Here is a 14,624-nt window from a genome sequence, read left to right as displayed (position 1 = left end):
TGTTATCGGCAGCTTTCGGACACACGGCCATTTCTGAGTGTTCCCAAGGTCCATAGAAGCTCACTCCCCATTTGATACCTGATTAGCCGCCCGGAGTGCTCCATGCCTGATTACCGCTCGAAAACATCCACCCACGGCCGCAACATGGCCGGTGCCCGCGCCCTGTGGCGCGCCACGGGGATGAAAGACGCCGACTTCAAGAAACCGATCATCGCCGTCGCCAACTCCTTCACCCAGTTCGTTCCCGGCCATGTCCACCTCAAGGACATGGGCCAACTGGTCGCCCGCGAGATCGAACGCGCCGGCGGCGTGGCCAAGGAATTCAACACCATCGCCGTGGATGACGGCATCGCCATGGGCCATGACGGCATGCTCTATTCGCTGCCGAGCCGCGAGATCATCGCCGACTCCGTCGAATACATGGTCAACGCCCACTGCGCCGACGCCATCGTCTGCATCTCCAACTGCGACAAGATCACCCCCGGCATGCTGATGGCCGCCCTGCGCCTGAACATCCCGGTGATCTTCGTTTCCGGCGGCCCGATGGAAGCCGGCAAGACCAAACTGGCCGCCCACGGTCTCGACCTGGTGGACGCCATGGTCATCGCCGCCGACTCCAGCGCCTCTGACGAGAAGGTTGCCGAGTACGAGCGCAGCGCCTGCCCGACCTGCGGTTCGTGCTCCGGCATGTTCACCGCCAACTCGATGAACTGCCTCACCGAAGCCCTGGGCCTGGCCCTGCCGGGCAACGGTTCGGCCCTGGCGACCCACTCCGACCGCGAGCAACTGTTCCTCCAGGCCGGCCGCACCATCGTCGAGCTGTGCCAGCGTTACTACGGCGACAACGATGACTCGGTGCTGCCGCGCAATATCGCCAATATCAAGGCGTTCGAAAACGCCATGACCCTGGACATCGCCATGGGCGGTTCCACCAACACCATCCTGCATCTGCTGGCCGCCGCCCAGGAAGCCGAGATCGATTTCGACCTGCGCGATATCGACCGCCTGTCCCGGCACGTGCCGCAACTGTGCAAGGTCGCGCCGAACATCCAGAAGTACCATATGGAAGACGTGCACCGCGCCGGCGGCATCTTCAGCATCCTCGGCGAACTGGCCCGTGGCGGCCTGCTGCACACCGACCTGCCGACCGTGCACAGCAGGACCCTAGCCGAGGGCATCGCCAAGTGGGACATCACCCAGACCAGCGATGAAGCGGTACACACCTTCTTCAAGGCCGGCCCCGCCGGTATCCCGACCCAGACCGCGTTCAGCCAGTCGACCCGTTGGGAAACCCTCGACGACGACCGTGAAAACGGCTGCATCCGCAGTGTCGAGCACGCCTATTCGAAAGAAGGCGGCCTGGCCGTGCTCTACGGCAATATCGCCCTGGACGGCTGCGTGGTGAAAACCGCCGGTGTCGACGAGTCGATCCACGTGTTCGAAGGCAACGCGAAGATCTTCGAAAGCCAGGACAGCGCCGTGCGCGGCATCCTCGCCGACGAAGTGCAGGCCGGCGACATCGTGATCATCCGTTACGAAGGTCCGAAAGGCGGCCCGGGCATGCAGGAAATGCTCTACCCGACGTCCTATCTGAAGTCCAAGGGCCTGGGCAAAGCCTGCGCCCTGCTGACCGACGGGCGTTTCTCCGGCGGCACTTCGGGCCTGTCCATCGGCCATGCTTCTCCGGAAGCGGCCGCGGGTGGCGCGATTGGCCTGGTCCAGGACGGCGACAAAGTGCTGATCGACATTCCGAATCGCTCGATCAACCTGTTGGTCAGTGATGAGGTGCTGGCGGCACGTCGCGCCGAACAGGACAAGAAGGGCTGGAAGCCGGTGGAAGTGCGTCCACGCAAGGTGACCACGGCCTTGAAAGCTTACGCGTTGCTCGCCACCAGTGCCGACAAGGGCGCGGTGCGCAACAAGGCGATGCTCGACGGTCTCTAAGACATATATATGTCAAAAAGAACCGGCGCCCAGGCGCCGGTTCTTTTTGAAAGCATGTTTCTGGAGCGTCGATGAGTTCATTACATCGCATCAAAACGCATAATATGCACGTTGTTTGTGCTCCCCGTATAGAGATCCATCACCTGCTTATTATTAAAGTATCCCGCTAACATTCTAATCATCCCATCGACACCACTAAACTCGGCCGCGCCCGCATTACAATCAAAGAAAACCGTCGAACCTGAGCGGCTGCAAACAGCTGTCACATAATGACCGGGAATACCTATCAAGTAATATCCCGGCTCAGACATGACAATTCTCGATATCCGTTCCTGGCAGGGCCATGTCAAGACAGGATACATTTTCACAAATTTCAAGCCAACGACAGGTCCCAAGCGAGTACAGTTAATTGCCAATGCCTGAGCACTTGCCTGGCTGGCCGTCTGACCAACACCATCGACATGAACCTCCGCCAATCCGTTTTGAATCTTGAGCCCAAATTCTAATAAAGCCGACCAACTATATGATTTTGCATCCGTCAAGCTACGCAGCCCATGCTTGGCATAGAGCCCCAAAAAAATCATGCTTATCCCGCCACAAATACCTTGGCGGATAATTGAGCTTTGCTCGGCCCTGATCAGTTTTCCTTGACTGAACTTTTCTTTTTTAATGGCACCTGCAGACTTGGCCGCACACAAGAACACATTCGAAACACCCACAGCTTATCGCCTCCCAGCTCAACTCAGCTCATTTAAAACTGAACAGTATCCCTATAAAATCAAAAGCGTTATAGACGCAGCGACCCTGGGCCTGCTCCGTACACAACACGGTCTAAAGCTCGAAATAAATATTATTTAGTCCTCACCCGAACTTCAAGCCTTCCGTCAGCCACCCAAAAAGAAAAGCAATACTTAATATTTATAAGATAAGTCCGATTGTGAACTTCCCAAGTTTCAATTTATTAGTATCAAACAGCAACAGCCCCTGGCAAATGTCTATGACAGTCTTCATCCATGCTTCCCCGTGTTCCGGTCACGTCACCACGCCCAAGCGCCAGCGGCTTATTCCAAAAACGATGGAAGCCATTCCACATCGATATTAAATCCATATTTATCAAGCTGTTAGGCTTACCGGTTCACAATTGCCGACCAGAGCAATTGGCACCTATCGTTTTCCGGAGCTTCAATGAATCTGCCGCTGATTCTCAACCTGCTGGTGTTCCTCGCCCTGCTGCTGGGCCTGGCCCAAACCCGTCGTACCACCTTCAGCCTGGCGAAAAAAGTGCTGCTCGCCCTGGTGTTGGGGGTGCTCTTCGGTGTCGCCCTGCACAGCATCTATGGTGCCGGCAACCCGGTGCTCAAGGCCTCCATCGGCTGGTTCGACCTGGTCGGCAACGGCTATGTGCAATTACTGCAGATGATCGTGATCCCGCTGGTGTTCGCCTCGATCCTCAGCGCCGTGGCCCGCCTGCACAACGCCACATCCCTGGGCAAGATCAGCTTCCTGACCATCGGCACACTGCTGTTCACCACGGCCATCGCCGCGCTGGTCGGTATCGGCCTGACCAACCTGTTCGGCCTGACCGCCGAAGGCCTGGTGGCCGGCACCCAGGAATTGGCCCGCCTGCAAGTGATCCAGAGCGATTACGCGGGCAAGGTCGCCGACCTGAACGTGCCGCAGTTGCTGCTTTCGTTCATCCCGCAGAACCCCTTCGCGGACCTCGCCCGGGCCAAGCCGACCTCGATCATCAGCGTGGTGATCTTTGCCGCGTTCATGGGCGTGGCCGCGCTGCAACTGCTCAAGGATGATGCCGAGAAAGGCCGGAAGGTGGTGAATGCCATCGACACCCTGCAAGCCTGGGTCACCCGTCTGGTGCGCCTGGTGATGAAACTCACGCCCTATGGCGTGCTGGCGCTGATGACCAAGGTGGTGGCCGGTTCCAACCTGCAGGACATCATCAAGCTGGGCAGTTTCGTGGTGGTGTCGTATATCGGCCTGGGCTTGATGTTTGTGGTCCACGGCCTGCTGGTGTCCCTGGCCGGGATCAACCCGCTGCGCTTCTTTCGCAAGATCTGGCCGGTGCTGACCTTTGCCTTCACCAGCCGCTCCAGCGCGGCGAGCATTCCGCTGAGCATTGAAGCCCAGACCCGCCGGTTGGGGATTCCACAGTCGATTGCCAGCTTTGCCGCCTCGTTCGGCGCGACCATCGGCCAGAACGGGTGTGCCGGGCTGTATCCGGCAATGTTGGCGGTGATGGTGGCACCGACGGTGGGGATCAACCCGCTGGATCCGCTGTGGATCGCGACCTTGGTGGCCATTGTGACCTTGAGTTCGGCCGGGGTGGCCGGGGTCGGTGGCGGGGCGACGTTTGCCGCGCTGATCGTGTTGCCGGCCATGGGCTTGCCGGTGTCACTGGTGGCGTTGCTGATTTCCGTCGAGCCGCTGATCGATATGGGCCGCACGGCGTTGAATGTCAGCGGTTCGATCACCGCCGGGGCGATTGCCAGCCAGGTGATGCAGCAGACCGACAAGGCGCTGCTGGAGGCTGAAGAGCATGGGGAATTGGCGCAGGCTTGAGTCTTTAGGCGTCTGTTCTAACGTCTTCGCGGGCAAGCTCCGCTCCCACAGGTTCTCGGTCGTACACAAGATTCGGGTACGACTCAAAACTCAATGTGGGAGCGGAGCTTGCCCGCGAAGAGGCCCTCAAGACCATGCTCAGCCTCGGCACCTCTTAGGAACAGCGTTTAACGCTTTTCCCACACCTCGAAACTGAACGCCGGCTTACCCTCAGCCGCCGGGTGCGGTTCATCCGACACCAACCTCCACAGGCTTTCATCGATCTGCGGAAACCAGGCATCCCCCTCCGGGCTCAGCGCCACACGGGTCAGGTACAGCCGATCCGCTTGTTCCAGCCCCTGGGTATACAACTGCGCCCCGCCGATCAGCATCAGCTCGCTCGCGCCCTGCTCCAACGCCCACTGTTCAGCGCGCACCAGCGCCGCCGCAAGGGACGGAAAAACCTCCGCGCCTTCCAGCTGCAAACCGGCCTGGCGACTGACCACCAGGTTCAACCGGCCCGGCAATGGCCGGCCCAGCGAATCCCAGGTCTTGCGCCCCATGATGATCGGCTTGCCGAGGGTCGTGGCCTTGAAGTACTTGAAATCCGCCGGCAAATGCCAGGGCATGCTGTTGTCGACGCCGATCACGCGGTTTTCACCGAGGGCCGCGATCAGGCTTAAAGGGAGAGTTCTGTTCATGCCACCGAGGATACCAGAGCCCATGGGCCGACTCGGACATACGCCGACAAAATTAACTCGCCCTTTCCACAAGGGACAGCGGGATGCAGCTACCCGCCGCAGCGGTTATGCTTCCAGCTCACTTGAGCCCAGGACGCCGCGTGACTGAACCGACTCCCCTGCACCGCCTCTGGCTGACCGAGACGGTGCGCCTGCGCGAAGAACAGGCAGGCCCGCTGGAAGACCTCGAAGCCAATCGCCGCGCCCGCGCCGCGGGGGGCGACCTGCCGACCCGCATCCAGAACCGCGCCCTCTGGCTGGCCGAGCGCGATGGCCTGCTCAACGCGTTACACCATTGGTTGCAGGGCGCGCGACTGGCGCTGCTGGTCCTCGCGGTGCTGGTGATGGTCAGTGGCGCCGGCATGGCTTTCGCCGCCCTGGGCAACGGCCAGACGCCGGTCAATGTGTTCTGGGCCCTCGGCAGCCTGCTCGGCCTGAACCTGCTATTGCTGCTGAGCTGGGCCCTGGGCCTGGTCTTCGCCGGTGAACACGCGGCCAGCTTCGGCCGCCTCTGGCTGTGGCTCAGTGAAAAACTCGCCCGCGATGCCCAGGCCGCGCAATTGGCGCCGGCCCTGTTGTTGATGCTCCAGCGCCGACGCCTCAATCGCTGGGCCATCGGCTGCGTGGTCCACGGCCTGTGGTTGCTGGCCATGCTCAGCGCCCTGGTCTTGCTGCTGATGTTGATGTCGACCCGGCGCTACGGTTTTGTCTGGGAAACCACCCTGCTGCGCGGCGACACCTTTGTCGTGGTGACCCAGGCCCTCGGCGCCCTGCCCGCCTTGCTCGGCTTCAACCTGCCCGACCCGGAGATGATCCGTGCCAGCGGCAATACCGCGCTGAACCTGGAGAACGCCCGGCACGCCTGGGCCACTTGGCTGGTGGGAGTGCTGGTGGTCTATGGCGTGTTACCGCGCCTGCTGCTGGGCGGCTTTTGCCTGTGGCGCTGGCGCCGTGGCAGCCGCGCCCTGAGCCTGGACCTCAACCTGCCCGGCTACGCGCAACTGCGTGAACGGCTGATGCCCAGCAGTGAACGCCTGGGGGTCAGCGATACGGCACCCGACGCGCTGCACAACGCCGAGACCGGCACCTCCGCGCTGGAGAGCGAAGGCGCCTTGCTGGTGGCCATCGAGCTGGACAACCAGCGCCCCTGGCCGCCGACCTTGCCGAAAACCGTCAAGGACGCCGGTATCCTCGACAGCCGCGAGTCGCGGCATAAACTCCTCGAACAACTGACCCGCTTCCCGCCCGCACGCCTGGCAATCGCCTGTGACCCACGGCGCTCGCCGGACCGTGGCAGCCTCGGGCTGATCGCCGAACTGGCCCGCAGCGCCGGCGCGACCCGGGTCTGGCTGCTGCAGGCGCCGCCCGGCCAGGCCCTGGATGCCGATCGCCTCGGCGACTGGCACAACGCCCTGCAACAACTGGAACTGCCCTTTGCCGACAGCGCTCCGCTGAACTGGCTGGAGACCGGTCATGACTAAAGCCCTGAAACTGGCCGTGGTCGGTCACACCAATGTCGGCAAGACTTCGCTGTTGCGCACCCTGACCCGCGACGTCGGCTTCGGCGAAGTCTCCCACCGCCCCAGCACCACCCGGCATGTGGAAGGCGCGCGGCTGTCGGTGGACGGCGAAGCCCTGCTCGAACTCTACGACACCCCGGGACTGGAAGATGCTATCGCCCTGCTCGACTATCTCGAACGCCTTGATCGCCCCGGCGAGCGCCTAGACGGCCCGGCCCGCGTCGCCCGTTTTCTCAATGGCAGCGAAGCCCGCCAGCGCTTCGAACAGGAAGCCAAGGTGCTGCGCCAGTTGCTGGCTTCGGATGCCGGGCTTTATGTGATCGACGCTCGCGAGCCGGTGCTGGCCAAATACCGCGACGAACTGAGCGTCCTCGCCAGCTGTGGCAAGCCGCTGTTGCCGGTGCTCAACTTTGTCAGCAGCGCCGAACAGCGCGAGCCGGAGTGGCGTGAAGCCCTGGCCCGCCTGGGCCTGCACGCCTTGGTGCGCTTCGACAGCGTGGCCCCGCCGGAAGACGGTGAGCGGCGGCTGTATGAAAGCCTGGCGCTGTTGCTCGAAGGCGCCCGACCGCAGCTGGAACGGCTGGTCCTCGACCTGGAGGCCCAGCGGCGGGCGCGGCGGCAGAGCGCCAACCGCCTGATCGCCGAACTGCTGATCGACTGTGCGGCCTGTCGGCGCAGTGTGGTCAGCGCCGCCGACGCGCAAACCCAAGCCATCGGCGAACTGCGCCAAGCCGTGCGCCAACGGGAGCAACGTTGTGTCGAGGCTTTGCTCAAGCTCTACGGATTCCGCCGTGGCGACGCGGCGGCCGGCGACCTGCCGTTACTGGACGGGCGCTGGGGTGACGATCTGTTCAACCCTGAAACCCTCAAGCAACTCGGTGTAAAGGTCGGTGGTGGGATTGCCGCAGGTGCAGCGGCGGGTGCTGGTATCGACCTGCTGGTGGGAGGTCTGACCCTAGGCGCGGCCGCCCTGGCCGGAGCCCTCGCCGGTGGCGCCCTGCAAACCGTCCGCGGCTATGGCAGCCGCCTGCTGGGCAAACTCAAGGGCCAACGGGAACTGACCGTCGACGACAACGTGCTGCGCCTGCTGGCCCTGCGCCAACGGCAACTGCTGCAAGCCCTGGAGGCACGTGGGCATGCGGCGATGGAGAGCATCAAGATGAGCCTGCCGGTGGATACCCGTTGGCGTGAGGGCAAGTTGCCCGAGGCCTTGCACAAGGCCCGGGCACATCCGCAGTGGTCGTCGCTCAACCCCCAGGCCCGGTTGAACCAGCCAGAACGCCAGGAGCAAATCGATTTGCTGTTACAGCGTCTGGCTGAGACCTGAAGCAGGACGTTCAGCTATACCACTTGAACTTCAGAAAGGTCCGGCCCATGGACTTGATCCACTCCTCTTCGGCCCGGCTGACAATACCCTCACCGTCGGCATCGAAATAAACCACCGAATCCAGCGTCCCATTATTGTCGGTGTCATGGGCCGAGGCCTTGAAGACCAGGGTCTGGTTTCTCGGCGTCCCCGTCCCTTCATGAAGATGCAACCTCACCACATTCGGTGACTTGTCGTGGTGGTAGTTCTCGGCAAACACCTTGATATAGCGCTGCCAGCTTTTCCCTCGATTGAACCAGCCAAGCTTCAGGAACTGGTTGGCAAAGGCCCTGAGCAGCTTTTCGTCCTTGGCGTTGTCCCTGCCATCACCGTTGACGTCACCACCGAACTGCAAGTCCGTCACCCCATCGGCGGTCATATCGACCGACGCCGCCTTGAGCACCAGCTTGTCAGGCTTGCCGGGCACTTCCTCATAAAAGCGCAGCAACACCGTATCGGCCCGACCATTGCCGCTGCGATCCTGGGCGGTCATTCTCAAATAACGCATAAACAACTCCTTTCCATGTGAGCCACTACCCTAGTGCAGCGCATCTTTCAGCCACCAGACCAGGATTCCTGAGCCTGTGTACGAAACCGCGCCCTGTGCTGAGAGGCACGGCAACGCTCAGGACCACCCACCGCCCAGGCTCTTGTACAGGGCGATACGGTTGCTCACCTGCAACAAACGGGTCCTGATCAGGGCTTGTTGCGCCGTGCTCAGGCCGCGTTGGGCATCGAGCACTTCGAGGTAGCTGTTCAAGCCATCCTGATGGAGCAGTTGCGCCAACTCGACGCGGCGCGACTCGTTCAGCACCAGCCGCTGCTGTGCATTGAGCTGCCGATTGAGCGGCTCGTTCGAAGCCAGCGCATCGGCCACTTCACGAAAGGCCTGCTGGATCGAACGCTGATACTCGACCACGGCAATCTCACGCTGCACTTTCGACAGCTCAAGCTGCGTGAAACGCCGACCGATATCGAACAGCGGCAAGGTCACGGCGGGGGTGAAGGACCAGCCCTTGGCCTCGCCGGAAAACAGCTCGCTCAACTGCGGGCTGCTGACACCGAAGAAGCCGGTCAGGGAAATGCTCGGCAGAAAGGCCGCCCGGGCGGCACCGATATTGGCGTTGAAGGCCTTGAGCCGGGCCTCGGCGGCGCGAATATCCGGGCGGCGCACCAACAATTCGGAAGGCAGGCCCGGGGCAATCTCCGGCAACGTTGGCCCTTCGCTCCACTCCCCGGAGGACAGACGCGCGGGATCAAGCGTCGTGCCCACCAGCAACTCCAGGCGGTTCAGCGCCAGCCCCTGTTGACGCGCCGCGTCGGCCATCTCGGCCTCCAGGGTCAACGCCAGCGTATCGGCCTGACGCAACTCCAGTTCGCTCGCCAGTCCCAATTCCTGGCGGCGGCCGATCAGCCGTTTCGACTGGCCCGCCCGCTCCAGCAACTGTCGGTTCTGCCGGTGCAATTCAAGATAGGCACGGTGTTCGTAGTAAGCCGTCGCGACCTCGCCGACCAGACTGATCCCCACACTCAGGGCATCTTCTTCACGGGCCACCAGGCGTTGCCCGGCTTCGGTTTTCAACGCCCGGACGCGGCCCCAGAGATCCAGTTCAAAGGCGGTGATCCCCAGCCTGAACTGCCCTTGTTCGCGGATCACCGCCTTGCCAGTGGGCGAGTCCGCGGCGGAAATCTTCTGCCGTTGCACCGAACCGTCGATCCCGCCACTGGGCCATTGATCGGCGGTGGAAATCCCATACAGCGCCCGGGCCTCGTCGATGCGCAGGACGGCCACCTGCAGATCATGGTTATGGACCCGCGCCAGCTCGATCAGCCTTTGCAGCTCGGGGTCGGGAAAAACCTTGTGCCAGTCCGGCAACGGCACGGCATCGCCCTGGGGACTCGCGTCTCGCCAGTGCTCGGCCACGGTTGGCGACGGCTGCTGGTAATCGGGAATAAACGAACACCCGGCCAATAGCAGGACAACCAGCGTCAGCCCCGGGCTGCGCCTCATCATCCGAGCCCCCGCCGTTGCAGCAGACCCGGCAGTCCCGAGGACTTCTCGTCCGAAGTCTTTTGCCGCTGATAGAAAGCCTCCAACCGCGACAAGTAGAACCAGTGCTCGGGAGCCTCGGCAATAAACGACTCCATCGCCCGCGCCCATTGCGCCTGCATATCCGGTGCGGCGGCCCGGGTGATCCACCGAATCACATGCAGCTCACCGCAGCCGCCAAGCTCGGCACGATGCCCTGCCAGCAGCACATCGCACTTCATTTTCGCCGCCAGGAACATCGGCCCCTTGACGAATTGCGCGGCACGGCCGAACAGGTGGCCGTCCACCGGCTCGCCGGAACGTACTCCACCGAAACTCACCGGCAGGTCGGCAAAGATGATCACCTGGTCGCCGCGCTTCAGCGCCCGGGCAATCGCCAACGCGGTCTTTGGCGCGTTGCTGTCGAGAATATCCACACGATGCCCGAAGGCTTCCAGGCTCTTGAGGGAGCGCCGGGTCAGGGGATCGTTGAAGTTCCAGATCGGAATGATGAAACGCTTCGGTGCCGGATAGCGCTCGATCATGCAGGCCACCGCCATCCAGTATTCCCCGGTGTGCGCCAGCACGATGATGGTCGAGCGCACCCGCGTACGCGGCCAGTGTTGCTGCGGATCGTTCCAGGCAATTGCCCGAATCCAGGCCCGCAACCGCTCGGGATAATCGCGAGGGTAAAGCACCTGGTAGATCGCGCACTGCAACTGGATGGCGCTGTAGCGACAAGCCACTAGCCGACAGGCGCGGGGCTCCAGTCCAAACAATTCGAGGTTCTGCCGACAGGCGTTGTAGTCCGGGCCGCGCCACGCGGAGGGCAGCCGCAGCAGCACGACCGGCAACAGCGGCAAGCAACGGTGCGCAACCTTCAGCCGAAAGATCAGCGCCAGTCCTTTCACCAAGCGCGCCCGCAACCCGGCCTTGCAGCGCATCCACCACAGCCAGCGGCGGATCGGCCAGCCCGGACGAAACGGAGTCATCGCGCCGCGCCGCTCAACGGCCGCAAACGCCCCTGGTGCATCAGCAATACCCTGTCGCAGGCCAGGGCCACGGCCTTGTCGTGGGTCACGATCACACACAGCATGGGCAAGCGGCGCACGGTCTCGATAATCACATCGCGGGCACTGGGGTCCAGATGGGAAGTCGGCTCATCAAGCAACAACAGTTCCGGGCGCCGATACAGTGCCCGGGCGATCAACAGGCGTTGCTTTTGGCCCGAGGACAATTGCACGCCCATGGGTCCGAGCAAGGTATTGAAGCCATTGCTCAGTTTCAGGATGCTTTCCAGCAACCCGGCCTGCTCGACACAGCTCTGCAAACGCGTGCCGTCCAGCGGGTCGCTGTCCATCAGGATATTCTCGATCACCGTCCCGGCGATGATTTCGTCGTGGGCCGTGACATAGGCCACGCTCTGGCGGTAGCGGCGCAAACCGAAATGCCGCATCGCCTGGCCGTTGATCCTGAAGCGCCCGGTGTCCAGGGCATAGAACCCGGCGAGCACTTTCAGGAAGGTGCTCTTGCCGCAGCCCGAAGGACCGAATATCGCGATGCGTCGGTTCGGGCTTTCCAGGCTGAAACTCAGGTCCTCGAAGGTCGGCCGGTCGAACGAGCTGTAGCGAAAGCGCGCGCCTTCGATCTGGATCGAGCGCAAGGGTTGCTGCTGGCCAAGGGGATCGGCGCTGTACACACTCGACTCCACCTGCTCGACCGGTTCATCGACGATTTCCTCGACCCGCTTGAGCTCGACCTTCACCAGCCGCAGGTTCATATAGCTGTCGACCACCTTCAGCGCGCAGCCCATGAACATGTCCTTGTAGAGGACAAAGGCGAACAGGTCGCCGACGCTGTTCTCGCCGTGGAGCACGGCCAGCGCACCGAGGGCGCTGACCAGCAGCGAATGGCCATGGGACAACCCTTCGTGCACCACCTGGTTCATCGCCTGCAAACGCTGGACGCCGGCGCGGGCCATTTCGGTATCGGTGTGCTGGTTGCTCCAGTTCGCCAGCTTGGCCGCTTCGTAGTTGTAGAGCTTCATCGACTCGACATTGCCCAGGGTGCCGAGCAGGGTCACGTTGCGCGCCGTCTCGGCTTCGATCGAGGTCTTGTGGTGTTTCTCCATGACCGGCAGGGTCACGCCGCGAAACAGAAAGAACAGCAGGCACAACAGCAACGACAGGGCCGCCAGCTTGGCGTTGATCAAAGCCATCAGTGCGAGAAACGCCACGCCGAAGGCCAGGTCGATGGATATGTCCATCCAACCGGCGGTGAACTGCACGAAGGCTTTGTCGGTGGCCTGGGTCCGCCGCAGGATATCGCCGGGGGCGCGGCGCTCGAAATAACTCACCGGCAAGCGCAGCAGCCAGGCGATAACGCCGGTGGACAGGTCCTGGCTCAGGGCAACGCGCAGGCGCATATCGAGGACCGCCCGCAGCCAGGCGGCGAGGCTCTTGAACAGAAAGATCCCGCCAAAGACATAGAGGATCAGAAACAGGAAATCCTCGTCGTTCTTCGCCACCACTTCATCGATGGTCAGGGAAAACAGCTTGGGCGCGGCGATGGCGCCGAAGTAGCCGACCACAGACAGCAGGCCCATGGGCACCAGGTAACGCAACAGCCAGGTGTTCTTGCGCAGCACGCCGAGCGGGCCGAAGGTACCGGGAACACGCCGATGGACCTGGGTGGTGAAGCCCAGCCCCGGCAGCATTTCCAACGCCGCGCCGCTGAACATCGACAGCGCTTCTTCCCAGGTATAGAAACGCCGCCCCACCGCCGGATCGACGATATGCAGTCCTTGGCGATTGGTGGATTGCAGCACGACGAAGTGCATATTGTTCCAGAACAGGATCGACGGCGTGCGCAGTTGCCGCACATCGTGCAGTTGCAAGCGCAGCGGGCGGCAGCTGAAACCCAGCTCTTCGCTGACCTTGATCACCTGGAACAGCGACATGCCGTCCCGCGCCACCCGGTAGCGCTGGCGCATCTCGCGCAAGCTCAGGGCCTTGCCGTGATAACCGGCGACCATGGCAATCGAGGCCATGCCGCATTCGGACATTTCGTCCTGGAGAATCACCGGGACCGTGCGCTGGAACAACTGCCGCGAGCGGGCCAGGGCCTCGCGCAGGGATCGCTTGAGGCGGCTCATGCGGATTTATCCACAGGCCGCGCCGGGGAGCCCAGCGTCGGCAGGTAGTCAGGATTGCCCGCCAGCCCACGGAGCACCGGCAGGAACAACCACTCCATCAGGTTCAGGCGTTCCAGACGCAATGAACCGCTGAGGGTCATGCCGTCCTTGAGCCAGTCCTGGCGGATCTTGGTCCGTGGGTCGGAAAAGTCGAGCTTCACCTCGGCGCGATAAGTCGGCCCCGGTTCCTCGCCATCGGTCCTGGCACCGGGCGCGGCTTCCAGGTAGGTACTGGCGGTGCTACGGACAATCTGCCCCCTGATCACGCCATAACGCTCATAGGGAAACGCATCGACCCGCACGATGACTTCGGTGCCAGCGCCGGCAAAACCGATGGCCGCCGGGCTGACATCGAGGACCACCACCGGCGCCTCGTGCAGCGCCCGGCTGATGCGCAGCAACATCATCGGCTGGCCGCCCTGGGCCCGGGCCCCGGGGAACACCGAGACGGCATCGACCACGCCCTCGACGGGGGACAACAGGACATATTCCTGGCTCTTGTTGAGGTTCTCCAAACGCTCGCGCAAGTCATGGCGTTGCCGGGCGAGATCGCTGAGGCGGCTGCTGAGAGTGTGATCGGCTTCGCTGCCGCGCTGCTCCAGTTCGAGGATCCGTTGCTGCGCGCTGGCCTGGGCCAGGTCGTTATTGGCCAGGTCCTGGAGCACAGCCTCGTGCTTGACGATCGCCTCGTTCAGCGCCGCCACGGACACCGCGCCTTCGGCGGCCAGGCGTTCATGACGCTGGCGATTTTCCTGGGCAATCGCGGCCCGACGCTGGATCGAGCGCTTGATGGTGGCGGTGAGTTGCAGATCCTTGTGCAGTTGTTCGATCTGCAATTGCAGGAGTTTTTTCTGGGTTTCATGGGCCGAACGGGCCTGGCGTTCATCGCCCGTGGCATCGTCCAGCAAGCTGCCCAGACGCTCGGCGCTTTGGGCGGAAAGGGGTTTGTCGCTGCCTTCGTTGAAGCTTTCCGGCTCCAGGGTGCGGATACGCACCAGGGGCTGGTCCTTGCTCACCGAGTCGCCGGCCTCCACCAGCACTTCGCGGATATGGGCGGGGCGTTCACTGGTGATGCGCACCACATCGCGGGTCAGGATCCGGCCCGGGACATCTTCTTTCTTCGCGTAGTTGCCGATAAACAGCAGGACCAGGCCACCGGCGAAAAACAGGCAGACGAACCAGGCGAAGACCACGGGTGCCAGCGCCGTTCGCGGCGCGACCTTGCCCAACTCAAGCATAGGTGAACTCGTGCATGGCAACCGACGCGACAGGGCTC

Annotated in this window: 11 protein-coding genes; 4 read left to right on the top strand and 7 right to left on the bottom strand. The window is 62.6% G+C overall.

The window, feature by feature from the left end; genetic code table 11:
* The first annotated feature begins 102 nt into the window (after window positions 1-102).
* Window positions 103-1,944 carry a dihydroxy-acid dehydratase gene (ilvD, locus tag HX830_RS14985; protein WP_152736793.1) on the top strand — a complete coding sequence of 614 codons (1,842 nt, stop codon included), beginning with the start codon at window positions 103-105 and terminating at the stop codon, window positions 1,942-1,944.
* A gap of 80 nt (window positions 1,945-2,024) precedes the next feature.
* Here the strand turns inward: ilvD and HX830_RS14980 are convergent, their stop codons facing one another.
* Entirely contained in the window at window positions 2,025-2,663 is a 639-nt protein-coding gene (locus HX830_RS14980) for a hypothetical protein (RefSeq protein WP_152736792.1), read from the bottom strand.
* Between the two features lie 466 nt (window positions 2,664-3,129).
* Between HX830_RS14980 and HX830_RS14975 the strand changes: the two genes are divergently transcribed.
* Window positions 3,130-4,521, top strand: coding sequence for an L-cystine transporter (locus HX830_RS14975; RefSeq protein WP_177100980.1), 1,392 nt, complete (start codon window positions 3,130-3,132; stop codon window positions 4,519-4,521).
* Window positions 4,522-4,688: 167 nt separating this feature from the next.
* Here the strand turns inward: HX830_RS14975 and HX830_RS14970 are convergent, their stop codons facing one another.
* Window positions 4,689-5,201: a dihydrofolate reductase gene (locus HX830_RS14970; RefSeq protein ID WP_103494485.1), complete on the bottom strand. Its 513-nt coding sequence runs from the start codon at window positions 5,199-5,201 to the stop codon at window positions 4,689-4,691.
* Between the two features lie 140 nt (window positions 5,202-5,341).
* Between HX830_RS14970 and HX830_RS14965 the strand changes: the two genes are divergently transcribed.
* A complete protein-coding gene (locus HX830_RS14965; protein ID WP_177100978.1) occupies window positions 5,342-6,721 on the top strand; it encodes a DUF2868 domain-containing protein in 1,380 nt (459 codons plus the stop codon).
* Window positions 6,714-8,087 (top strand): DUF3482 domain-containing protein, encoded by a 1,374-nt coding sequence (locus tag HX830_RS14960; RefSeq protein WP_177100976.1) that lies wholly within the window; start codon window positions 6,714-6,716, stop codon window positions 8,085-8,087. Before HX830_RS14965 ends, HX830_RS14960 begins: the two co-directional genes overlap by 8 nt.
* A 10-nt stretch (window positions 8,088-8,097) precedes the next feature.
* Here HX830_RS14960 and HX830_RS14955 read toward each other — a convergent pair whose 3' ends face one another.
* From HX830_RS14955 to HX830_RS14935, 5 genes are all read right to left on the bottom strand, one after another.
* On the bottom strand, window positions 8,098-8,634 hold the full coding sequence (locus tag HX830_RS14955; protein ID WP_177100974.1) for a hypothetical protein: 537 nt from the start codon (window positions 8,632-8,634) through the stop codon (window positions 8,098-8,100).
* A gap of 117 nt (window positions 8,635-8,751) precedes the next feature.
* Window positions 8,752-10,140 carry an efflux transporter outer membrane subunit gene (locus HX830_RS14950; protein ID WP_177100972.1) on the bottom strand — a complete coding sequence of 463 codons (1,389 nt, stop codon included), beginning with the start codon at window positions 10,138-10,140 and terminating at the stop codon, window positions 8,752-8,754.
* Entirely contained in the window at window positions 10,137-11,147 is a 1,011-nt protein-coding gene (locus HX830_RS14945) for a hypothetical protein (RefSeq protein ID WP_177100970.1), read from the bottom strand. The genes HX830_RS14950 and HX830_RS14945 overlap by 4 nt, the downstream gene beginning before the upstream one ends.
* Window positions 11,144-13,309: a peptidase domain-containing ABC transporter gene (locus HX830_RS14940; RefSeq protein ID WP_177100968.1), complete on the bottom strand. Its 2,166-nt coding sequence runs from the start codon at window positions 13,307-13,309 to the stop codon at window positions 11,144-11,146. Before HX830_RS14940 ends, HX830_RS14945 begins: the two co-directional genes overlap by 4 nt.
* Window positions 13,306-14,586: an HlyD family secretion protein gene (locus tag HX830_RS14935; RefSeq protein ID WP_248764294.1), complete on the bottom strand. Its 1,281-nt coding sequence runs from the start codon at window positions 14,584-14,586 to the stop codon at window positions 13,306-13,308. Before HX830_RS14935 ends, HX830_RS14940 begins: the two co-directional genes overlap by 4 nt.
* Window positions 14,587-14,624 lie beyond the last annotated feature (38 nt).

Origin of the sequence: Pseudomonas gingeri (assembly GCF_013385425.1) — a bacterium.
GTDB classification, from domain to species: Bacteria; Pseudomonadota; Gammaproteobacteria; order Pseudomonadales; family Pseudomonadaceae; genus Aquipseudomonas; species Aquipseudomonas gingeri_D.
The sequence above is the reverse complement of the archived record's forward strand: the minus strand, read 5'-3'. Positions and strand labels throughout refer to the sequence as shown.